19 protein-coding genes are annotated in these 21914 nt (G+C 71.1%); 13 read left to right on the plus strand and 6 right to left on the minus strand.

What is annotated here, in order from left to right; genetic code table 11:
• Positions 1-23: 23 nt before the first annotated feature.
• A complete protein-coding gene (locus LZP97_RS05560) occupies positions 24-722 on the plus strand; it encodes a class I SAM-dependent methyltransferase (protein WP_048772758.1) in 699 nt (232 codons plus the stop codon).
• A 102-nt stretch (positions 723-824) separates the two neighbouring features.
• Here LZP97_RS05560 and LZP97_RS05565 read toward each other — a convergent pair whose 3' ends face one another.
• Complete coding sequence (locus LZP97_RS05565) at positions 825-1685, minus strand: HpcH/HpaI aldolase/citrate lyase family protein (protein ID WP_017680559.1); 861 nt, start codon at positions 1683-1685, stop codon at positions 825-827.
• A gap of 105 nt (positions 1686-1790) precedes the next feature.
• Complete coding sequence (locus LZP97_RS05570) at positions 1791-2159, minus strand: LapA family protein (RefSeq protein WP_048772761.1); 369 nt, start codon at positions 2157-2159, stop codon at positions 1791-1793.
• An 87-nt stretch (positions 2160-2246) separates the two neighbouring features.
• Between LZP97_RS05570 and rlmN the strand changes: the two genes are divergently transcribed.
• Positions 2247-3356 carry a 23S rRNA (adenine(2503)-C(2))-methyltransferase RlmN gene (gene rlmN / locus LZP97_RS05575; RefSeq protein ID WP_010592733.1) on the plus strand — a complete coding sequence of 370 codons (1110 nt, stop codon included), beginning with the start codon at positions 2247-2249 and terminating at the stop codon, positions 3354-3356.
• Positions 3357-3434: 78 nt separating this feature from the next.
• Here the strand turns inward: rlmN and LZP97_RS05580 are convergent, their stop codons facing one another.
• Entirely contained in the window at positions 3435-3680 is a 246-nt protein-coding gene (locus tag LZP97_RS05580) for a DUF2631 domain-containing protein (protein ID WP_010592732.1), read from the minus strand.
• A gap of 142 nt (positions 3681-3822) precedes the next feature.
• Between LZP97_RS05580 and dxr the strand changes: the two genes are divergently transcribed.
• From dxr to LZP97_RS05605, 5 genes are all read left to right on the plus strand, one after another.
• Positions 3823-4986, plus strand: a complete 1164-nt coding sequence (gene dxr / locus LZP97_RS05585; protein WP_010592731.1) for a 1-deoxy-D-xylulose-5-phosphate reductoisomerase — start codon at positions 3823-3825, stop codon at positions 4984-4986.
• Between the two features lie 15 nt (positions 4987-5001).
• Positions 5002-6219, plus strand: coding sequence for a M50 family metallopeptidase (locus LZP97_RS05590; RefSeq protein WP_010592730.1), 1218 nt, complete (start codon positions 5002-5004; stop codon positions 6217-6219).
• A 45-nt stretch (positions 6220-6264) separates the two neighbouring features.
• A complete protein-coding gene (ispG, locus tag LZP97_RS05595) occupies positions 6265-7419 on the plus strand; it encodes a flavodoxin-dependent (E)-4-hydroxy-3-methylbut-2-enyl-diphosphate synthase (RefSeq protein WP_010592729.1) in 1155 nt (384 codons plus the stop codon).
• 84 nt (positions 7420-7503) lie between these two features.
• Entirely contained in the window at positions 7504-8340 is an 837-nt protein-coding gene (locus tag LZP97_RS05600) for a GNAT family N-acetyltransferase (protein WP_017680563.1), read from the plus strand.
• Positions 8341-8407: 67 nt separating this feature from the next.
• Positions 8408-10249, plus strand: coding sequence for a penicillin-binding transpeptidase domain-containing protein (locus tag LZP97_RS05605; protein ID WP_010592727.1), 1842 nt, complete (start codon positions 8408-8410; stop codon positions 10247-10249).
• Positions 10250-10289: 40 nt separating this feature from the next.
• Here LZP97_RS05605 and LZP97_RS05610 read toward each other — a convergent pair whose 3' ends face one another.
• Positions 10290-11150, minus strand: a complete 861-nt coding sequence (locus tag LZP97_RS05610) for a helix-turn-helix transcriptional regulator (RefSeq protein ID WP_040271842.1) — start codon at positions 11148-11150, stop codon at positions 10290-10292.
• 106 nt (positions 11151-11256) lie between these two features.
• On the opposite strand from LZP97_RS05610, the gene LZP97_RS05615 reads away from it, so the two are divergent.
• The 3 genes from LZP97_RS05615 (at position 11257) to LZP97_RS05625 (ending at position 14458) form a co-directional block, all read left to right on the plus strand.
• Positions 11257-12915 carry an AMP-binding protein gene (locus LZP97_RS05615; protein WP_040271845.1) on the plus strand — a complete coding sequence of 553 codons (1659 nt, stop codon included), beginning with the start codon at positions 11257-11259 and terminating at the stop codon, positions 12913-12915.
• Positions 12916-12985: 70 nt separating this feature from the next.
• Positions 12986-13843 (plus strand): type I methionyl aminopeptidase, encoded by an 858-nt coding sequence (gene map, locus LZP97_RS05620; RefSeq protein WP_010592724.1) that lies wholly within the window; start codon positions 12986-12988, stop codon positions 13841-13843.
• Positions 13844-13891: 48 nt separating this feature from the next.
• Complete coding sequence (locus LZP97_RS05625; protein ID WP_026137713.1) at positions 13892-14458, plus strand: hypothetical protein; 567 nt, start codon at positions 13892-13894, stop codon at positions 14456-14458.
• Positions 14459-14516: 58 nt separating this feature from the next.
• Here the strand turns inward: LZP97_RS05625 and mtr are convergent, their stop codons facing one another.
• Both mtr and LZP97_RS05635 read right to left on the minus strand, forming a co-directional pair.
• On the minus strand, positions 14517-15890 hold the full coding sequence (gene mtr, locus LZP97_RS05630) for a mycothione reductase (protein WP_048772765.1): 1374 nt from the start codon (positions 15888-15890) through the stop codon (positions 14517-14519).
• Positions 15891-15921: 31 nt separating this feature from the next.
• Positions 15922-16929: an alpha/beta hydrolase gene (locus LZP97_RS05635; protein WP_026137714.1), complete on the minus strand. Its 1008-nt coding sequence runs from the start codon at positions 16927-16929 to the stop codon at positions 15922-15924.
• A gap of 234 nt (positions 16930-17163) precedes the next feature.
• On the opposite strand from LZP97_RS05635, the gene mqo reads away from it, so the two are divergent.
• The 3 genes from mqo (at position 17164) to cobA (ending at position 21907) form a co-directional block, all read left to right on the plus strand.
• A complete protein-coding gene (gene mqo / locus LZP97_RS05640) occupies positions 17164-18693 on the plus strand; it encodes a malate dehydrogenase (quinone) (protein WP_026137715.1) in 1530 nt (509 codons plus the stop codon).
• A gap of 130 nt (positions 18694-18823) precedes the next feature.
• On the plus strand, positions 18824-20506 hold the full coding sequence (locus LZP97_RS05645) for a long-chain-fatty-acid--CoA ligase (protein WP_017680567.1): 1683 nt from the start codon (positions 18824-18826) through the stop codon (positions 20504-20506).
• A gap of 111 nt (positions 20507-20617) precedes the next feature.
• Positions 20618-21907: a uroporphyrinogen-III C-methyltransferase gene (gene cobA, locus LZP97_RS05650; RefSeq protein WP_225222750.1), complete on the plus strand. Its 1290-nt coding sequence runs from the start codon at positions 20618-20620 to the stop codon at positions 21905-21907.
• The last annotated feature ends 7 nt before the right edge of the window (positions 21908-21914 follow it).

Consider the following 21914-nt stretch of genomic DNA (forward strand, 5'->3'; position numbering starts at 1 on the left):
GGCAGCGGTCCGACACGCACGGGGTGGTGCCCAGCCCCAACATCTGGCACTGGCCGGAGGTCTACGAGGAAGAGAACCGCGCCCAGGACGTCCACGGCGTCGTGTACACGGCGCTGCGCGAGGCATACGACTGGGCCGGTCGGGACGTGGTCGACGTGGGCTGCGGCACCGGCTTCCACCTGCCGATGTTCGCGGCCGCGGCGCGCACCGTGACCGGTGTCGAACCGCACCCGCCGCTGGTGGAACTGGCACGGCGACGGACGCGGGGCGGGCCGGGCGTGCGAGTGCAGACCGGTTCGGCCGAGCACCTGCCGCTCGCGGACAGCAGCGTGGACCTCGTGCACGCCCGTACCGCGTACTTCTTCGGTCCCGGGTGCGGGGCAGGTATCGCCGAGGCGATGCGCGTGCTGCGGCCCGGCGGCGCCCTCGCGATCGTCGATCTCGACGCGACCGCCCATCCGTACGGCGAATGGATGCGCGCGGACCTGCCGCACTACGACCCGCGCACAGTCGAGGCGTTCTTCGACGCCCAAGGTTTCGACCTGCGCCGGCTCGACACGGAGTGGCGTTTCCCGGACCGCGCCACGCTCGAGCGCGTACTCGGCATCGAGTTCGGCCCGCGGGTGGCCGAGCGCGCGGTGCGTGGCACGGCAGGCACCGCCCTCACGGTGCGCTACCGGCTGCACGTGCGCCGCAAGCCCCGGGGACTGGAGATCGCCTGACCGTGCCGCGAACCTGCCGGGGGCTGCGGACCTGCCAGGGGCTGCGGACCTGCCGGGGGCTGCGGACCTGCCGGGGGCTGCGAACCTGCCGGGGCCGCGAACCTACCGGTGGTGGGTGCCCCGGATGCGGAACACCCGGGCCAGTTCGCTGATCCTCTTGGCCTTGGCCAGGCGGGGCAGGTCACTGCCGTCGCGCACACCGCGGCCGTCCTCCCCGAGTGTGTCGATCACGTCGCGGGCCCAGCCGACCTCGTCGGAACTGGGGCTCAGGGCGGCGTTGGCGAACGGTGCCCGGGCCGGGGTCATGCACAGCTTCCCGGTCATTCCCATGGAGGCGGTCAGCTTCGCCTCCCGCTCGAGAACCTCGGGGTCGTCGGTCAGCGACGGTCCGTCGACGGGACCGGGCAGGCGGGCCGCCCGGCTCGACACGACCAGGCGGGAACGCGGGTACGCCATCGCGAGCGGGGAGTCGTCCATTCCGGTGTCGCGGCGGAAGTCGCCGCTGCCGAAAGCCAGCCGGAACGTCCCGTCGGCGCGGGCGATCTCGGGCGTGGCCTCGAGGCCCACCGCCGACTCGATGAGCACGAGGATGCGGGTTCCGGGCGGCAACTGAGCGGCGGTGGCGTCGACCTGCTGGCCGCTTTCGGTCTTGGCGAGCATCACGCCCTGCAGGCCGGGAACCGCGGCGAGCGCGGCGAGATCGTCGGCCCAGTGCACGGTGGTGGCGTCGTTGATCCGCACCCAGGCACGGCCACCGCCGCGCAGCCATTCGACGACGTGACCCCGTGCGGCGGCTTTGCCGGCCGCCGGCACGGCGTCCTCGAGGTCGAGGATCACGGCATCGGCTGCGGACGCGGCAGCCGCCGCGAAGCGCTCCGGGGCGGTGCCCGGAACGAGCAGCCAGGATCGGGCGAGCTCGGGTGCGACGGTGGCGGAGGCGGGGGCATCCAGGTGGGCGGTCACGTCAGGCTCCTCGGGTGAAGGTCTTGTCTCCAGGGTGCCCTCTTGTCGCCGCGTTGGGGAGATTGGGTGCGTTGTGTTCGTCACCCGCCGCTGGGCGGCGCTGTGTCACCGCCGCTTCGCGGCACGCTTGATCTGCAGGATCCGCACACCGCCCGCCAGCGCCATGACGAGGGCTCCCGCGATGGCCGACAGCAGCAGGCTCACCCCCAGCGGCAGGGTGAACTCCCAGGCGAACAGTTCCATGGTGACCGAGTCGAGGTTCTGCAGGATGAACACGAGCAGCAGGATCAGGACCAGAACACCGATGACCAGGCCGGTCCACGTCGATGCCGCGCGGCTGCGGTCGAGGGGAATCTCCGGCGCGGGACGGAGGTCGGAATCGGGCGTGGCCTTCGCCGAGCCCTGCCGGTCGGGCCGATCCCCGCCGGGCAGGTCCGGTACCGGATCGGGCAGATTCGCGGGGCGGTCGGTCATGGATCGATCATCTCGCTCCGGCTGCCGCTGCACACCGTATTCGGCGAGGAAGACCGGCTCCGCCGCCGTAATGGATAATGGGTCATTATGCCCTCCTCTCTTCCCCTGGTTTTCGACGCGCCCAAACGCGGTATGCCGCCGCGTCACCTCGCCGACCTCGACGCCGAGCAGCGCCGGGCGGCCGTGCGTGAACTGGGCCTGCCGGCCTTCCGGGCCGATCAGCTGGCCCGGCACTACTACGGGCGGCTCGAGGCCGATCCGGAGAAGATGACGGATCTGCCGGCGAAGGTGCGCGAGCAGGTGGGGGCGGCGTTCTTCCCCGCGTTGCTGACACCGGTCAAGCACGTGGCGTGCGACGGCGGCGAGACCCGCAAGACGCTGTGGCGCGCCGGGGACGGCACCCTCCTCGAGAGTGTGCTCATGCGCTACCCCGACCGCGCCACCCTGTGCATCTCGAGCCAGGCCGGCTGCGGGATGGCCTGCCCGTTCTGCGCGACCGGCCAGGGCGGCCTGGATCGGAACCTGTCCACCGCCGAGATCGTCGATCAGGTGCGCGCCGCGGCCGCGGCCCTGCGCGACGGTGACGTGGCCGGGGGACCGGGTCGTCTGTCCAACGTGGTGTTCATGGGGATGGGGGAGCCGCTGGCGAACTACAAGCGGGTGGTGGCCGCGGTGCGGCGCATCACCGCCCCGCCGCCGGAGGGACTGGGCCTGTCGCAGCGGTCGGTCACCGTCTCCACCGTCGGTCTGGCGCCGGCGATCCGCCGGCTGGCCGACGAGGGACTGCACGTGACCCTCGCCGTGTCGCTGCACACGCCGGACGACGAACTGCGCGACACGCTGGTGCCGGTCAACAACCGCTGGCCCGTCGCCGAGGTGCTCGACGCCGCGCGCTACTACGCCGACCGGACCGGTCGCCGTGTCTCCGTCGAGTACGCCCTGATCCGCGACGTCAACGACCAGCCGTGGCGGGCGGACATGCTGGGCAAGAAGCTGCACAAGGCGCTCGGCCCGCTGGTGCACGTGAACCTGATCCCGCTCAACCCGACGCCGGGCAGCGAATGGGACGCCAGCCCGAAGCCGGTCGAGCGCGAGTTCGTTCGTCGCGTCCAGGCTCAGGGGGTCTCGTGCACCGTGCGGGACACCCGGGGCCAGGAGATCGCGGCAGCCTGCGGCCAGCTCGCCGCCGAGAACTGAACACGGACTCGCGGCAAGCGAAGGGTCCGCCCGGGACGAACCGGGCGGACCCTTCGGTGTTGCTGTGGGGACGTGCGGCTACCTGCGGCGCCGGCGCTGGACGATGTCGCGCACCAGGATGGCGACGAGCAGCGCGGCGAAACCGATCAGGAACCAGTTCTCGACGTTGCCGTTGTGGTTGCCGATGATCATCGCCAGCAGGAACAGGGCGATGAGCCAGCCCATGAAACGGAACAGGCGGGGCGCCTCGCCACTCCAGCCCCACTCCGCCGACGGCACCTCGGCCGTGTCGACGCCAGTGGTCTTCAACTCGGTACCGGCCACCGCTTGTCCTCCTGGTCGCAAAGATCTTCGCTGTTGGGCCAATCGTGACATACGACCGCCCGTCGTACGAAGTGGGGGCGCGCTCCCGCGCGCCGGGCGGGTGATTCAGCCTCCCCTCAGGGCGGTCGGGAACAATGTCGGCGTGGCCGACTCGCAACCCAGCTCCCGCACCCGTGTCCTGCTGCTCGGCAGCACCGGCTCCATCGGCACCCAGGCACTCGAGGTGATCGCCGCCAACCCCGACCGGTTCGAGGTGGTCGGTCTCGCCGCCGGTGGTGGCAACATCGATCTGCTCGCCGAACAGATCCGCGTCACCGGTGTGACCGAGGTGGCCGTCGCGAACGCACAGGCCGCCGCGCGCCTCGACCTCCCGGGCCTGCAGGTCCGCAGCGGGCCGGAGGCGGTGACGAGGTTGGTGCGCGACGTGGAGGCCGACGTGGTGCTCAACGCCCTCGTCGGATCCCTCGGCCTGGAGCCGACGCTGGCCGCACTGGCGACGGGCGCACGCCTGGCGCTGGCCAACAAGGAGTCGCTCGTCGCGGGCGGCGCACTGGTCACCGCCGCCGCGGCCCCGGGGCAGATCGTGCCGGTGGACTCGGAGCACTCGGCGCTGGCCCAGTGCCTGCGCGGCGGCAGCCCCGACGAGGTGGCCCGGCTCGTGCTGACCGCCTCGGGTGGTCCGTTCCGCGGCTGGACGGCCGAACGGCTCGAGTCGGTCACCCCCGAGCAGGCCGGCGCCCACCCGACCTGGTCGATGGGCCCGATGAACACCCTGAACTCGGCGACGCTGGTGAACAAGGGCCTGGAACTGATCGAGACGCACCTGTTGTTCGGCATCGGCTACGACCGGATCGACGTCACCGTGCACCCGCAGTCGATCGTGCACTCGATGGTCACCTTCACCGACGGGTCCACGCTGGCCCAGGCGTCGCCGCCGTCGATGAAGCTGCCGATCGCGCTCGCGCTGGGCTGGCCGCACCGGATCGCGGACGCGGCGCCGGCCCTCGACTTCACGACCGCCTCGACGTGGGAGTTCGAACCCGTGGATCACGACGTCTTCCCCGCGATCGAACTCGCCCGGGCCGCCGGGGTGGGCGGCGGATGCCTGACCGCGGTGTACAACGCCGCGAACGAGGTGGCCGCGGAGGCTTTCCTGGCGGGGGCGCTGCCGTTCCCCGGGATCGTGCGCACGGTGGCGGCGGTGCTGGCCGACGCCGACGCCTGGTCCGCGGCACCCGCTACCGTGGAAGATGTGCTCGCCGCCGACGGCTGGGCTCGGGACCGAGCCCGCGCGCTCGTGAAGTAGGAGGACCGGCCACCGATGATGTTCGTTCTGGGCGTCGTGCTGTTCGCCCTCGGCATCGCCGTATCCATCGCCCTGCACGAGGCCGGGCACATGTGGACCGCGCAGCGCCTCGGCATGAAGGTGCGGCGCTACTACATCGGGTTCGGGCCGCGGCTGTACTCGTTCCGGCGCGGTGAGACCGAGTACGGCCTCAAGGCGATCCCGGCGGGCGGCTTCTGCGACATCGCGGGCATGACGGCGCTCGACGAGCTGGCTCCCGACGAGCACGAGCGCGCCATGTTCAAGCAGAAGGCATGGAAGCGCGTGGTGGTGATGTCCGGCGGCATCGCGATGAACTTCCTCCTCGGCATGGTGCTGATCTTCGGGCTCGCCGTGGCGTGGGGTCTGCCGCGGCTGGGGGAGACCCCGGCGGAGATCGGGGAGCTCTCGTGCGTCGCACCGACCCAGGCCGGTGAATCCGGGGGCTACGAGCTCGCGCCGTGCAGCGGGCCGGGTCCGGCCGCTGCCGCCGGCCTCGAAGTCGGGGACGTCGTCGTCTCCGTCGGCGGCACCGAGGTCGCGACATTCGCGGACCTGGTCGAGGTCACCCGCGCCGCGACCGGCACGGTGGATTTCGTCGTCGAGCGCGACGGTCGCACGTTGACGATCCCGGTGCCGGTCCAGTCCGCCCAGCGCTGGGTGCAGGATCCCGAGACGGGCGCGATCACCTCGGAGACCGTCAGCGCCATCGGGGTGGCCGCGCCGCCGTCCGTCACCGAATACAACGCGTTCACCGCAGTGGGCGGCACGCTGCAATTCACCGGCGACATGTTCGTGCTCACCGCGCAGGCCCTCGCCGACCTGCCCAGCAAGGTGGGGGCGCTGTGGGAGTCGGTGACGGGCGGCGAACGCGACCCCGACACCCCGATCAGCGTGGTCGGTGCCTCCGTCATCGGTGGGCAGGTCGCCGAGCGGGGCATCTGGCAGATGTTCGTCCTGCTGCTCGCCCAGCTGAACTTCTTCCTGGGCATGTTCAACCTGCTCCCGCTGCTGCCGCTCGACGGCGGCCACATCGCCGTCGTCGTGTACGAGAAGGTCCGCAACTGGATCCGCGGGCTGCGCGGGCTGCCGGTCGGCGGCCCGGTCGACTACACGAAGCTGCTGCCCGTCACCTACGTGTTCGTCCTCATCGGCGGCGCGTTCATGCTGTTGACACTCACCGCGGACATCGTCAACCCCATCCAGCTGTTCTGACCCACACCGCTAGAATTGCCGCGTAGCTACGAAAGAAGGCGAAACGTGACCAGCCCCGTCGGTTTGGGCATGCCCGAAGTTCCCGCCGTCCTCGCGCCCCGGCGCAAGACCCGTCAGCTCATGGTCGGCGACGTCGGCGTGGGCAGCGACCACCCGGTGTCGGTGCAGTCGATGTGCACCACCAAGACGCACGACGTCAACGCGACGTTGCAGCAGATCGCGGAGCTCACCGCGTCCGGTTGCGACATCGTCCGGGTCGCGTGCCCGCGGCAGGAGGACGCCGACGCGCTCGCCGCGATCGCGAAGAAGAGCCAGATCCCGGTCATCGCGGACATCCACTTCCAGCCGCGCTACATCTTCGCCGCCATCGACGCCGGCTGCGCCGCCGTGCGCGTCAACCCCGGCAACATCAAGGAGTTCGACGGCCGCGTGAAGGAGGTCGCCAAAGCCGCCGGCGCCGCGGGCATCCCGATCCGTATCGGAGTCAACGCCGGCTCGCTGGATCCGCGCATCCTGAGCAAGTACGGCAAGGCCACGCCCGAGGCGCTCGTCGAGTCCGCGCTGTGGGAGGCGAGCCTGTTCGAGGAGCACGGCTTCGGCGACCTCAAGATCTCGGTCAAGCACAACGACCCCGTCGTGATGGTCGAGGCCTACCGTCAGCTCGCCGCGCAGTGCGACTACCCGCTGCATCTGGGTGTGACCGAGGCAGGGCCCGCCTTCCAGGGCACGATCAAGTCGGCCGTCGCGTTCGGTGCGCTGCTCAGCGAGGGCATCGGCGACACCATCCGGGTGTCGCTGTCGGCGCCGCCCGCCGAGGAGATCAAGGTCGGCACCCAGATCCTGCAGTCGCTGAACCTGCGGCCGCGCAAGCTCGAGATCGTCTCCTGCCCGTCGTGCGGCCGCGCGCAGGTCGACGTCTACACCCTCGCCGACGAGGTCACCGCAGGCCTTCAGGGCATGGAGGTGCCGCTGCGCGTCGCGGTCATGGGCTGCGTCGTCAACGGCCCCGGTGAGGCACGCGAGGCCGACCTCGGCGTCGCGTCCGGCAACGGCAAGGGCCAGATCTTCGTCAAGGGCAAGGTCGTCAAGACCGTCCCCGAGGCCCAGATCGTCGAGACCCTCATCGAGGAGGCCATGCGCATCGCCGAGGAGATGGAAGGCGACGCCGGCACCGGAAACCCGGTGGTCTCGGTCGGCTGAACCGGTTCGGCGGGCACAGGACTCCCGCGCGGCCCCGGCTTCTGGCAGTCTGAGTGCGTATCCGCAGTCGACAGGTGGTGGGACGTGCTCAAGCTTCTGGGAGTCCGGTCTCTCGGCGGCCGTGACACCGCACACGTGCTGCGGGTGCTGGCCCGCGATCCGGTGGCGGCGTGCATGGTGGCCGGCCGGATCGAGGAGTACGGCCTCGACTCCCGCGCCGTCGGCGGTGACATGTGGAGCCGGGGCGGACCCGACGAGTCGCTGTGCTTCTCGGGGGCGAACCTCGTCCCGCTGCTCGGCGATCGCGACGACCTGCATGCCTTCGCGGACCGCGCCGCCCGCGGCCCCCGCCTGTGCTCGTCGCTCGTCGGCCGTGCCGAACTCGCCTTGCCGATGTGGGAGGTCCTGCAGCCGGAATGGGGTCCCGCCCGCGAGGTGCGGGCCGAGCAACCGCTGCTGGTGCTCGACCGGGAACCCCTCGTCGTCCCCGACCCGCTGGTGCGGCGCGTGCGACCGGACGAGATCGACGCCTACATGCCGGCCGCGATCGCGATGTTCCGCGAGGAGGTCGGTGTGGATCCGTGCGCGGGTGACGGCGGAGCGGGATACCGCCGCCGGGTGCAGAGCCTGATCGCCACCGGACGCGCATGGGCCCGCTTCGAGCACGGCCGGGTGGTGTTCAAGGCCGAGATCGGCTCCCAGTCCTCGTCTGTGGGGCAGATCCAGGGCGTGTGGGTGGACCCCGGCAGGCGCGACGCCGGCCTCGGCTCGACCGGCACCGCGGCCGTCGCCGCCGCCGTCACCGCCGGTGGCCGGCTGCCGAGCCTGTACGTCAACAGCTTCAATCACCGCGCTCGCGCGGCGTACGCCCGGATCGGCTTCCGGCAGGTCGCGACCTTCTGCACGGTTCTGCTGGACTGAGGGGCCGCTCCGTCCGGGCCGTGTCGCCTCCCCGATCCCGGGTGCCACCGGTCCTACGATGACGGCGATGAGAACTCGACCCGTCTGCGCCCCGGTCCCGTCCGTCCGGTTCGTCCAGGCACCGCGTCGGCTCCTGCCGATCCTGGCAGCCGCCGTCGCATTGGCCGGCGGCGTCGTGGCATGCACCCCCAAACCCGCCGGACCGGAGCCTGCCGCACAGGAGTTCCTCACCGACTTCGCCGAGCGGGACTTCGCTGCGGCCGCTGCCCTGACCGATCGTCCCGACTCGGCCGAGGAGGCGCTCGCGGCGACGTGGACGGGGCTGCAGGCGGAGGGTCTCGAGGTGGACACCGACGGGGTGCGGATCGACGGGGACACCGCGACCGTCACCTACGTCTACGAGTGGGACCTGCCCGGCGAGCGCGTGTGGCGGTACTCCGGGCAGATGAACATGGGCCGCAGCGGCGAGGACTGGGTGGTGCGCTGGACGCGGTCGAACCTGCATCCCCAGCTCGGGGACCGGCAGCGGATGCAGCTGCGGACCAATCCCGCCCCGCGTGCCCGCGTCAACGAGCATTCCGGCTCGGACGTGCTCGTTCCGGGCATCGTCTACGGAATCGGTTTCGATGCGGCGCAGGCGGGCGATGTCCGGGCCGCGGCGCGGGCGCTGTCGGCGGCGCTGACCGAGTTCGACCCGTCGCTGACCGCGCAGTCGATCGCCGAGACCGCGACCGCCGCCGACGGCGCCTACTCGGTCGTGCGGCTGCGTGAGGAGGACTACGAACGCGTCGCCGACACCCTCGCGGCGGTGCCCGGGGTCACGATCACCGAGCAGGCCGATCTCGTCGCCACCGACCGTACCTTCGCCCCCGACCTCGTCGGCCAGGTCAAGAAGACCGTGATCGACGAGGTGGACGGCAAGGCCGGGTGGAGCGTCGTCGCGGTCAACCAGAACGGTGTCGACACCGGGGTCCTCACCGAGACGCCGCCCGAACCCGCGCCGTCCTTCTCCGTCAGCCTGGACCGTCCCATCCAGGTGGCGGCGCAGGCCGCCGTCGACGCCCGCACGGAACAGGCGATGATGGTGGTGATCGAGGCGTCCACCGGCGCGGTCCTCGCCGTCGCGCAGAACAAGGCCGCCGACCGCGACGGGCCGGTCGCGCTGGCCGGACAGTACCCGCCCGGCTCCACCTTCAAGATCATCACCTCGGGTGCCGCCATCTCCAGCGGGCTCGCGGGACCGGGCACCATGGTGGCCTGCCCGGGCCGGATCACGATCGGCGAGCGCAGTGTTCCGAACTACAACGAATTCTCGGTCGGCACCGTGCCGATGGCGACGGCGTTCGCGCGCTCGTGCAACACCTCGTTCGCCAAACTCGCCTCCGAGATGGCGCCCGACGCCCTCACCGTCGCGGCCGCGCAGTTCGGCATCGGACCCGAGTACGACGTGGTGGGCATGCCCACGTTCTCCGGATCGGTGCCGCCCGCGGAGGACCTGGTCCAGCGCGCCGAGGACGGCTTCGGTCAGGGCAGGGTCGTCGTCAGCCCGTTCGGGATGGCCCTGGCCGCGGCGACCGTCGCGCACGGCAGCGCACCCGTGCCCTACCTGCTGCAGGGACGCGAGACCGTCGTCACCGGCGACCGGCCGCCGGTCACCCCGGAGATGGTCGACGGCCTGCGCGGCATGATGCGCCTGGTGATCACCAGCGGTACCGCCGACCGGATTCGCGACCAGGGCGAGGTGTACGGCAAGACGGGTGAGGCCGAGGTCGCGGGCGGCTCCCACGCATGGTTCGTCGGATATCGCGGTGACCTGGCCTTCGCGACGCTCGTCGTGCGCGGCGGCAGCTCCGACAACGCCGTCGCCGTCACCCGCGACATGTTCGCGGCGCTGCCGGAGGGCTACTGACCGGCCCGGGCGCGCCGCGGGAGAGCCCACCGGCCGCCGGTCAGGGCAGCAGCCCCAGGCGTCGCGCCGACACGACGGCCTCGTGCCGGGTGTGGGCGTCGAGCTTGCCCATCGCGCTGCGCAGGTAGCTCTTGACCGTCTCCGGGCCGACCGACAGCCGGTCGGCGATCTCGGCGTTGGTGCATCCCAGCGCCACGTGCGCGAGCACGTCGGTCTCGCGCGGCGAGAGCACCACGTCGCTCTGGAGCGGTGCCGCGCCGCCGAGCGCCCCGGCCAGCCGGTCCGACAGGTCCCGCAGCTTACGCTGCAGGCCGGCATCCTCGACGCACTGGGCGAGACCGCGCAGTTCTGCGTGCACGTCCCGGATCTGGGCGGCCGCGACCGGGCTCTCGACCGGGCGGTCGAGGGAACCGAGCATCGCCAGCCGCCGGTCCACCTCGTCCCGGACGGCGATCTCGCTGCTGAGCCGTCGCGCCGCCTGCACGAAGGCTCCCACCGCGCGGTCGCCGAGCGGGGAACACTCCCGGATCGCGCCGTAGAGCACGGCACGAGCCGCCCCGCTCACCATCACCGGCACCGCGAGGATCGAGCGCAGCCCCTCGCCGAGGACCGGCCGATCGAAGTGGTGGGTGATCGACGACGACCGGCCGTAGTCCGGCACCGTCGCCGGCCGGGCCCGGTCCACCACGAGGCCGCCCAGACCGGCCCGGGGCGGGACCACGACCCCCTCGAGAGCGTTGGTGCGGGTGCCGAAGAACTCGGTCAGGTGCAGGTTCCCGTCGCGAACCTCCCCGGCGAACACGACAGGGATCAGGGCCTCGGCCGCGGTACGGCGAAGCTCCCCGCGCAGGGCGTCGCTGTCGCGGGGACGAAGGAGAGGCGAGGTGCCGGCCGGCGCCATCGGTCACCCCTTTCCGGGGGTATCGGGACGGACGTGTGACTTGGATCATAAAGGAATCGATCCTCGGGACGTTCACCCCGGGGTGCTTCACGAGAGGACGGATTCGATGACCACCGAGACCACCGCGCGTGCGCATTCCGGGCAGGAGGCACGGGTGCGGGAACTGCTGGACCGCTACGACACCGCCGACGCGTGTGCCGCACAGCTGCTGTGCGACGGGCATCCCGCGGACGCCGTCGCGTTCACAGTGGTCGAGGCGGATCTGACCGCGACCGACCTGACCTTCGGCGAGCTGCGTGAGCAGTCCTCCCGGTTCGCCGCGGCCCTGGCCGATCTCGGCGTCGAGCCGGGCGACCATGTCGCCACCCTGATGGGCAAGTCCGCGGACCTGGTGGTGGCGCTGCTCGGCATCTGGCGTCGCGGTGCCGTGCACGTGCCGTTGTTCACCGCCTTCGCACCCCCGGCGATCGGCTTCCGGCTGCAGGCCAGCGGGGCGAAGGTCGTCGTCGCCGACGCGGACCAGGTCGGCAAGCTCGCGCCCGGCGAGGACATCCCCGCCGACGCGCCGTGGCAGATCGTCGTTGCCGGTCCCGCCGAGGCCGGCACCGCCGGCATCGGCGTCCGCTTCGCCGACCTGGTGGCCTCGCACGATGCGGACGATCCGCGCGGCGCCGCGGTCGCCGTCGGTGGGCACGGCGGGCTCGTGCAGCTGTTCACCTCCGGCACGACCGGCACCCCGAAGGGTGTGCCGGTGCCGGTGCGGGCGCTCGCGTCGTTCCACGCCTACCTGGACTTCGGCCTCGACGTGCGTGAGGACGACGTGTTCTGGAACGCCGCCGATCCCGGATGGGCGTACGGGCTCTACTACGCGCTGCTCGCGCCGCTGGCCGCCGGTGTGCGCAGCCTGCTGCTGCACGCCGGGTTCTCCGCCGCCCTCACCTGGCAGGTGATGGAGAAGTTCGGGGTCACCAACTTCGCGGCCGCGCCCACCGTCTACCGCAGCCTGCGGGCGGACTCGGCGCCCGTGCCGGAGTCGGTCTCGCTGCGGCGCGCCTCGTCCGCCGGCGAGCCGCTCACCCCGGACGTCGTGGCATGGTCCGAGCAGACCCTCGGCGTGATCGTGCGCGACCACTACGGCCAGACCGAGCACGGCATGTTCGTCGTCAACGCGTGGGCGGACGGGCTGCGCGAAGAAGTGCGGCCCGGATCGATGGGTAAGCCCCTGCCCGGGTGGTCCTGCGCCGTGCTCTCGGACGACTCCGACGACATCGCCGCCCCCGGCGTGCCCGGACGGGTGGCGATCGACACCCACGCCAGCCCCCTGCTGTGGTTCACGGGGTACGTGGACGCGCCGGAGAAGACCGCGCAGCGGTTCACCGAGGACGGCCGCTGGTACCTCACCGGCGACGCCGGACAGGTCGACGAGGACGGATTCTTCTACTTCTCCGCCCGCGACGACGACGTGATCATCATGGCGGGCTACCGGATCGGCCCGTTCGACGTCGAGAGCGTGCTGGTGATGCACGAGCACGTCGTCGAGGCCGCCGTCGTCGGCATGCCCGACCAGCTGCGCGGCGAGGTGCTCGAAGCGTTCGTGGTGCTGCGCGACGGCGTCGACGGCACCGACGAGCTCGAGGTGGAGCTGCAGCAGCTGGTCAAGCGCAAGTTCGCGGCGCACGCCTACCCGCGGACCGTGCACTTCGTGCCGCAGCTGCCGAAGACGCCCAGCGGCAAGATCCAGCGCTACATCCTGCGTCAGGGCTGAGTCGCCCGCGTGGGGGCGGCGCGGCCGGCGCCGCGTCGCCCCCCGTCGGTCGGGGCCTATCCTGGTGACCATGCCTGTTCGCACCGCACTCGTCCCCGGAACCGTCTCACCCGTCCGCGCCGTCCCCAACGGGATCGAGCGACCGGAGTACGCGTGGAAGCCGACGGCGAACGAAGGGCACGAGCCGTGGGTGCAGACCCCGGAGACCATCGAGAAGATGCGGGTCGCCGGCCGCATCGCCGCGCAGGCCCTGGCCGAGGCGGGCAAGGCCGTCGCGCCGGGCGTGACCACCGACGAACTGGACCGGATCGCGCACGAATACATGTGCGACCACGGCGCGTATCCCTCGACGCTGGGGTACAAGGGCTTCACCAAGTCGTGCTGCACGTCGCTGAACGAGGTGATCTGCCACGGCATCCCGGATTCGACGGTGCTCGAGGACGGCGACATCGTCAACATCGACGTCACCGCCTACATCGGGGGAGTGCACGGTGACACCAATGCCACGTTCCTGGCGGGCGAGGTCTCCGAGGAGCACCGCCTGCTGGTCGAACGGACCCGTGAGGCGACGATGCGGGCGATCAAGGCGGTCAAGCCGGGCCGGGCCCTCAACGTCGTCGGCCGGGTCATCGAGTCGTACGCGAACCGGTTCGGGTACGGGGTGGTGCGTGACTTCACCGGTCACGGCATCGGCGAGACGTTCCACAACGGGCTGGTGATCCTGCACTACGACCAGCCGTCCGTCGACACCGTGCTCGAGCCGGGAATGGTGTTCACGATCGAGCCGATGATCAACCTCGGCACCGTGGACTACGAGATCTGGGACGACGGCTGGACCGTGGTCACCAAGGACCGCAAGTGGACCGCCCAGTTCGAGCACACCATCGTCGTCACCGACAGCGGAGCGGATATCCTCACGCTGCCGTGACGCGGCCGGGTGCCGGGCGCAACGCCTTGTCGCGTACCGTGCTTCGGCATGGAACCGACTGACGTGGCGATCCCGGCCGGCACCTTCACCGTGCGAATCGACGGCCCCGAGAGCCGGCACGCGGTGCTGCTGCTGCCCGGCGCCGGGGAATCCGCCGACGTCTACGACGCGGTGTGCGCGCGGCTGCACCATTCGGATCTGCGTACGTTCGTACCGGAGACCATCGAGGGTCTCGACGTCGCGGGCGTGCACGCATTGCTCGACGCCCTGCAGTTGCCGTGGGTGCACCTCGTCGGCAGTGGGGCTGGAGCGGAGCTGGCGTGGGCGGCCGCCTCGGGCCGGTTCGGCCGGTTCGCCAGCCTCGTGGTCGCCGACCGGGGCCACCCGGCGGTGCCGGACGTCGAGGGCGTCGTACGGGACGCGGACGCCGCCCCCGCCGAGGTGCCCACCACCGTGCTCGTGGGCAGCGCCGCGCGCCGCCCGGAAGCCGACGCCTCGATGCGGTACGTCCTGTCGGAGTTCCGCGTCGTCGAACTGAGCGGAGTGGCCAACATCCCGGCCGAGGCGCCGGCGGAACTGGCCAGCGCGATCGCCCTGCGCACCGGCAGCTGGTAGGCGGCTTCGCCGCCGGTGTGTCCTTTGGGCGGTGGGAGCCGCCCAAAGGACACACCGATCACAACCCGAGGAGAGCGTTCTCGACCAGTTCCGGCAGGGCCGGGTGGATCCAGTACTGTCCGGTGGCCGTCTCCCGGGCGGTGAGACCGAAGCTCATGGCCTGGATCAGCGGCTGGATCACCGACGACGCCTGGGCGCCCAGGATGTGCGCGCCGAGCAGCTTGCCCGTGGTGCGGTCGGCGATCACCTTGCAGAAACCCTCGGTGTCCTCCATCGCCCAGCCGTACGCGACGTCGCCGTAGTACTGGATCTTCACCGCGACGTCGTAGCCCTGGGCGCGGGCCTGTTCCTCGGTCAGGCCGACCGTCGCGATCTGCGGGTCGGTGAAGACCGCGGACGGCACGAACCGATGGTCCGAGCGGCGCAGGACCGAGACGTCCTCGCCCCACGCGTCGTGGAGCAGGTTGTGCTGTACGACGCGGGCCTCGTGATTGGCGACGTGCTTGAGCTGGTGCGGCGACGAGACGTCGCCGAGCGCGAAGACCCCGCGCGCGGTGGTGCACTGGAACTCGTCGACGACGATCCGGCCGTCGTCGTGCAGCGCGATGCCGCCCGCGGCGGCGTCGAGTGCGTCCCCGTTGGGTGTCCGGCCGACCGCGACGAGCAGCGCGTCGCCGCTGACGGTGGTGCCGTCGGCCAGTTCCACCTCGACGCCGTCGCCGACGGGACGGAACGCCGTCGCGGGGTTGGACAGGTGCACGTCCCACCGGTCGGTGGCCAGGCCGGTGAAGTGCTCGGCGAGGTCGTGGTCGAGGTGCCGCAGCAACTGACCGGTGCGGGCGAGCACCGACACCCGGGTGCCCAGGGCGGAGAAGACGTGCGCGAACTCCATCGCGATGAACCCGGAGCCGAGGATCACCAGCGATTCCGGCAGTTTCGGCAGCCGCATGATGTCGTCGTTGGTGTAGTAGCGGACCCCGCCGTCGAGTACCTCCTGCGGGATCGCCGGACGCGCGCCCGCTGCGACGACGACCTGGTCGGCGGTGATGATCTCGCCCGTGCCGGTGTCGAGGGTGCGCTCGCCCACGAACCGGGCGTGCCCGCGGTGGACGGTGACGTTCGCGCAGTCCTCGGTGCGGTAGCGGTCGCCGCCGGCCGCGATCGGGTCGATCCGGCCGAACACCCGGTCGACGATGTCGCTCCACCGGACCCCGTCGATCGTCGCGTCGACACCGTACTTCGCGGCCTTGCGCACGGTCTGCGCGACCTCCGCCGCATAGACGTACATCTTGGTGGGGATGCAGCCGACGTTGAGGCAGGTGCCACCGAAGGTGCCCTGCTCGAGGATCGCCACCTTCCGGCCGTCGAATCGCTCGTCGAGGATCGAGTTTCCGGAGCCGGTGCCGATGATGGCCAGGTCGTAGTGACTCACTGTTCTCCCGTTGTCAGGTTCGCGTGGACGATCACAGGGATCTGCTGTGACCGTCCAACCAGTCCAGCCACAGATCCAATTCCCGGAACGCCACGTCGAGCACGTCGGGTGTGGAGAGGAACACATCGTGCCGGGCGCCGGTGATCGGAACGATCGTCGTGCGGTCGCCCAGGCATCCGGCCCACCGGGCGATCTGCTTGACGTCGAGGACCGCGTCGGCGGTGTCCACCGTGGGGTCGTACGCGGGGGCCCAGCGGGTGTCCTTCGACCGCAGGATCAGCGACGGGACGCCGACATCGAGGCCGCGGTGCAGTGTCGCGTGGCCGCGGCGGACGGCACGGAGCCAGCCGAACGTGACGGGAAACCCGGCCAGCGGCTTCCAGTCCAGGTCGTACTCCCAGTGGCCGTTGGCGTCCTTGTGCAGACTCATCCCGTAGGTGTCCAGGCTCTGCCCCGGGATGACGGCGCGGCTGCGCACCCGGCCGACGGCATCGACCGCGACGGTGCCGAGGCCGCGCAGGATCGACGGTCCCTGCAGGTCGAACCACGGGCTGTTGAGGATCAGGCCCTGGATCCCGGCGCCGCCCGTACCGCCCGGTCGGCGGTTCATCCGATCGAGCCACAACGGCAGGACCAGCCCGCCCGTGGAATGCGCCACGAGCAGGATCCCGCCGCCGACCTCACCGCGGACGATCCGCAGTGCCTCCTCGAGTTCGGCGTCGTAGTAGGTCAGATCGGTGACGAAGTGCGGGGTCTGCCCGGGTTGCCGCGAGCGCCCGCACTTGCGCAGGTCCAGGGCGAAGAACCGGTACCCCTGGGCCGCGAAGTGCTCGGCGAGGTGCTGCTGGAAGAAGTAGTCGGTGAAGCCGTGCACGTAGATCACCGCGCGGTCCGGCGCGGACTCGCCGCCGGGGTAGACGGACGGCTGGTAGCGGACGAGGGTGGCGGTGGCCTCGCCCTCGCCGTCCGGATCGGGGCCGAGATGCAGCGTGAGCTGCTCGTATCCGTCGCCGAGGATATCGGGCTGCCAAGTAGTCACGATCACACTGTATTGGTCGGTACGCGGACCTGTCGTGGGGGCACAATTGGGTGAAGACAAACGCCGGACAACGCGCGGGTAACCTGTTCGTCGCAGTCGGCGCGGCCGCGACGTCGCCGGGATCCGTGAGTTCAGCGAGACCCGGCGGACGAGCACGGACGTGCACGGGACACTCACGCGGTGCAGTGCGGAACGTAGCGGCGCGTGCGAACAGACAAGGAAGTCGATCCTCCAGTGTCAGAGAACGTGGTAGAGGCCAAGACCGATGTAGTGCTCGTGGGTGCGGGCATCATGAGCGCGACACTCGGCGCCATCCTGCGCCGGCTGCAGCCCGACTGGTCCATCACCGCTTTCGAGCGGCTCGACGCCGCGGCGGCCGAGAGCAGTGATCCCTGGAACAACGCGGGCACCGGCCACTCGGCGCTGTGCGAGCTGAACTACACGCCCGCCAAGCCGGGCGGTGGCGTGGACATCACCAAGGCGATCAACGTCAACGAGCAATTCCAGGTCTCGCGCCAGTTCTGGGCGTTCGCGGTGGACAACGGCATCCTCACCGATCCCAAGAACTTCATCAATCCCGTTCCGCACGTCAGCTTCGTCCACGGCGCCGACAACGTGAAGTACCTGCGTGCCCGCTACGACGCGCTGGCCGGGCACCCGCTCTTCGCCGGCATGGAGTACTCGGAGAGCCCCGAGTACTTCTCGGAACGGCTGCCGCTGATGGCGCAGGGCCGGGACTTCTCCGAGCCCATCGCGCTGAACTGGACCCAGGACGGCACCGACGTCGACTTCGGCGCCCTCACCAAGCAGCTGCTGAACAACGTCGCCGCGTCCGGCGGCACCGTGCACTTCGGCCACGACGTGACGGATCTGGACAAGCAGTCCGACGGAAGCTGGAGCGTCAAGGTCCGCAACCGCCGCACCGGCCAGGCCCGCAAGGTGCACGCCCGGTTCGTGTTCGTCGGTGCCGGCGGTGGCGCGCTGCACCTGCTGCAGAAGTCGGGTATCGCGGAGGCCAAGGGCTTCGGCGGCTTCCCCGTCTCCGGTCAGTTCCTGCGCTGCACCAATCCGGAGCTGATCGCCATGCACAGCGCCAAGGTGTACGGCAAGGCCGCCGTGGGTGCACCGCCCATGTCGGTCCCGCACCTCGACACCCGCGTGATCGGCGGCAAGCAGGGCCTGCTGTTCGGCCCCTACGCCGGCTGGTCCCCGAAGTTCCTCAAGAACGGCAAGTTCACCGACCTGCCCGGGTCGGTCAAGCCGAACAACCTGCTGTCGATGATCGGCGTCGGCCTCACCGAGATGGGACTGACCAAGTACCTGATCGGTGAGCTGATGCAGTCGCCGCGCGACCGCATCGGCACCCTGGGCGAGTTCGTGCCGCAGGCCCGCATGGCGGACTGGGAGCTCATCACCGCCGGCCAGCGGGTACAGGTCATCCGCCGCAAGGGCGCGGGCGGAGTGCTCGAGTTCGGCACCGCCGTGGTCAATGCCGGCGACGGCACGATCGCCGGCCTGCTCGGCGCGTCGCCGGGGGCCTCGACCGCGGTTCCGGCGATGCTCGACGTGCTCGAACGGTGCTTCCCCGACCGGTGGACGGCATGGCAGGACACCCTGCGGGAGATGGTGCCGTCCCTCGGAGTCAAGCTCTCGGACGACACCGCACTGTTCGACAAGGTCTGGCGCTGGGGTACCAAGTCCCTGCAGCTCGATGTCGCCTCCCCGGTCGACGCCCCCGCCCCGGCGGAGCCGGCGACGGTCTGACCGTCCTGTCGTCGAGGCGGCCCGCGCGGGACCCGCCCGGGTCCCGCGCGGGCCGCCCTCGTCCGCCGGAACATGCCGGTGTCCCCGCCCGGCGGTCTACGCTGGTTCCAGCGTGGAGAGGGGCAGGGCTGTGAGCACCGCTAGGGAACGGATCTGGCTCGCCAGCTACGCCGAGGGCGTGCCCTCGGACATCACGCCTCCGGAGCACTCGCTGGTCGACATGCTCGAGACTTCGGCAGCCCGGTTCGGACCACGTCCGGCGCTCGAGTTCTTCGGCGCGGAACTGACCTATTCGCAACTCGCCGACCGGGTGCACCGCGGCGCGGAGGGGCTACGGCGGCTCGGTGTGCGCCCCGGTGACCGGGTGGCGCTCGTCCTGCCGAACTGCCCGGAACATGTGATCGCGTTCTATGCGGTCCTGCGGATCGGCGGCGTGGTGGTCGAGCACAATCCGCTCTACACCGAGGAAGAGATGGCCCGCCAGTTCGCGGACCACGGCGCCACGGTGGCGATCGCCTGGGACAAGGTCTGTCCGCTGCTGCAGCAGATCGCCGGGGACACGGCCGTCGAGCACATCGTGGCGGTGGACATCACGCGTTCGATGCCGTGGTCCAAGCGGCTCGCGCTCGCCCTTCCCGTTCCGAAAGCGCGTGCGGCGCGGGACGCGCTGACCGGCTCTGCGCCCGGGACGATTCCGTGGAAACGGCTGCTGGCGGACGGGCCCGTCGACCCCGATCGACCGGGGCCCTCGGTCGAGGATCTGGCGGTGATCCAGTACACGAGCGGCACCACCGGCGTCCCGAAGGGCGCGATGCTGACCCACCGCAACCTCGGCGCCAACGCCGCCCAGGGTCGTGCGTGGGTACCGGGCCTGGTGGACGGCGAAGAGGTCGTGTACGCGGTGTTGCCGATGTTCCACGCATACGGGCTCACGCTGTGCGTGACCTTCGCGATGAGTATCGGCGCCCGGCTGGTCCTGTTCCCCAAGTTCGACGTGGATCTGGTGCTCACCGCCGCCGCGAAGCACCCGCCCACGTTCATGCCGGCGGTGCCGCCGATCTACGAGCGGCTCGCCCGCGCGGCCCGGGAGCGATCGGTGGACCTGACGTCGGCGCGATGGTCGATCTCCGGGGCGATGCCCTTGCCGACGGAGACCCTGGAACTGTGGGAGGAGGTCACCGGCGGGGTACTGGTCGAGGGGTACGGGCTCACCGAGACGTCGCCGGTGGCGATCGGCAATCCCATCGGACTCACCCGCCGGCCCGGCGCCGTCGGGGTGCCCTTCCCGAGCACCGAGATCCGGGTGGTCGATCCTGCCGACCCGGCGCGCGACGTCGAACCCGGGGAGCGGGGAGAATTGCTGCTCCGGGGTCCGCAGGTGTTCTCCGGATACTGGAACAAGCCCGAACAGACGGCGGAAGCACTGCTCGACGGGGGCTGGTTCCGGACCGGGGACATCGTCCTGGTCGACCGGGACGGATTCGTCACGGTGGTGGATCGGATCAAGGAACTGGTCATCACCGGTGGATTCAATGTCATGCCGTCCGAGGTCGAGGCGGCGTTGCGGTCGTTCCCGGGGATCGTCGATGCCGCCGTGGTGGGACTGCCGGCTTCCGACGGCGGCGAGGACGTGGTGGCGGCGGTGCTGGTTTCGGGTGAGGACATCGACCCCGAGGCGGCGCGGGAGCACTGCCGGTCGCGCCTGGCCGCCTACAAGGTTCCGCGACGTGTGGTGGTGGTGGAGGACCTGCCGCGCTCCCAGATCGGGAAGGTACTGCGCCGGCAGGTCCGCGAGTCTCTCCTCCCCGGCTGATCCCTCCGGCAGCCGTGCGGGTCGCGACTGCGGCGTCGCTCACGAAGTTCGTACGGCGGATGGCGCCGCAAACCACCGTGCCCGTAGTGTTTGTGCGTTCCACGCAGCGTGATGCGCGTTGCAGACAGTGCCGAAAGATGGGAAGTGCCGGTGTCCAGTGCTGCCGACGACGAGACCAACTACCTGGTCGGACTCAATCTGCGGGGCCGGCGCGTGGTGGTGGTCGGCGGCGGTACCGTCGCACAGCGGCGGCTCGGCCTGCTCGTCGCCGCCGGTGCCCACGTGCACGTGATCACCCGTGCCGCGACGCCCGCCGTCGAGGGCATGGCGACCGCCGGGCAGATCACCCTGGAACTGCGCGACTACCGCGCCGGGGATCTGGACGGCGCCTGGTATGCCATCGCCTGCACGGACGAACCGGACACGAATGCCGCGATCGTCGCGGAGGCCGAACGCGACCGCATCTTCTGCGTCCGGGCCGACAACGCCCGTCGCGGCACCGCGGTCACCCCGGCCACCGCCCACTACGACGGGATGACCGTCGGTGTGCTGGCCGGCGGCGACCACCGCCGCTCCGCGGCCGTGCGCACCGCGATCCGCGAGGCCCTGCAGTCCGGCGCCGTCGTCGCAGACGCCGAACCCGCCCGTCCCGGGGTCGCGCTGGTCGGGGGTGGCCCGGGCGATCCCGACCTGATCACCGTCCGCGGGCGGCGCCTGCTGGCCCGGGCCGACGTCGTCGTCGCCGACCGGCTGGCCCCACCGGAACTGCTCGCCGAGCTCGGCCCCCACGTCGAGGTGATCGACGCCGCCAAGATCCCCTACGGCCGGGCGATGGCGCAGGAGGCCATCAACCAGGCCCTCATCGACGGCGCGAAGGCCGGGAAGTTCGTCGTCCGGCTCAAGGGCGGCGACCCGTACGTGTTCGGCCGCGGCTACGAGGAACTCGAGGCATGCGTTGCCGCCGGGGTGCCCGTGACGGTCGTTCCGGGCATCACCAGCGCCATCTCGGTGCCCTCCGCGGCGGGGATCCCGGTCACCCATCGCGGGGTCACCCACGAGTTCGTCGTGGTCAGCGGGCACGTGGCCCCGGACCACCCGGATTCGCTCACCGACTGGGGTGCGCTCGCGCGCCTGCGCGGCACGCTGGTGCTGCTGATGGCGGTCGAGCGGATCGAGCAGTTCGCCGCCGCCCTGCTCGAGGGGGGCCGGCCCGCGCAGACGCCGGTCACCGTGATCCAGGAGGGCACGCTGCGCACCCAGCGGGTGCTGCGTGCCGATCTGGCGACCGTCGCCGCGCGGGTCCGGGAGGAGCAGATCCGCCCGCCGGCCATCGTCGTCATCGGCCCGGTGGCCGCGTTCGACGTCGGGCCGGTGGCCGAGGTCGCCTCGGACGCTCGGTAACGTTGAT

It is taken from the genome of Rhodococcus sp. DMF-1 (assembly GCF_021441945.1).
GTDB lineage: Bacteria > Actinomycetota > Actinomycetes > Mycobacteriales > Mycobacteriaceae > Rhodococcus > Rhodococcus ruber.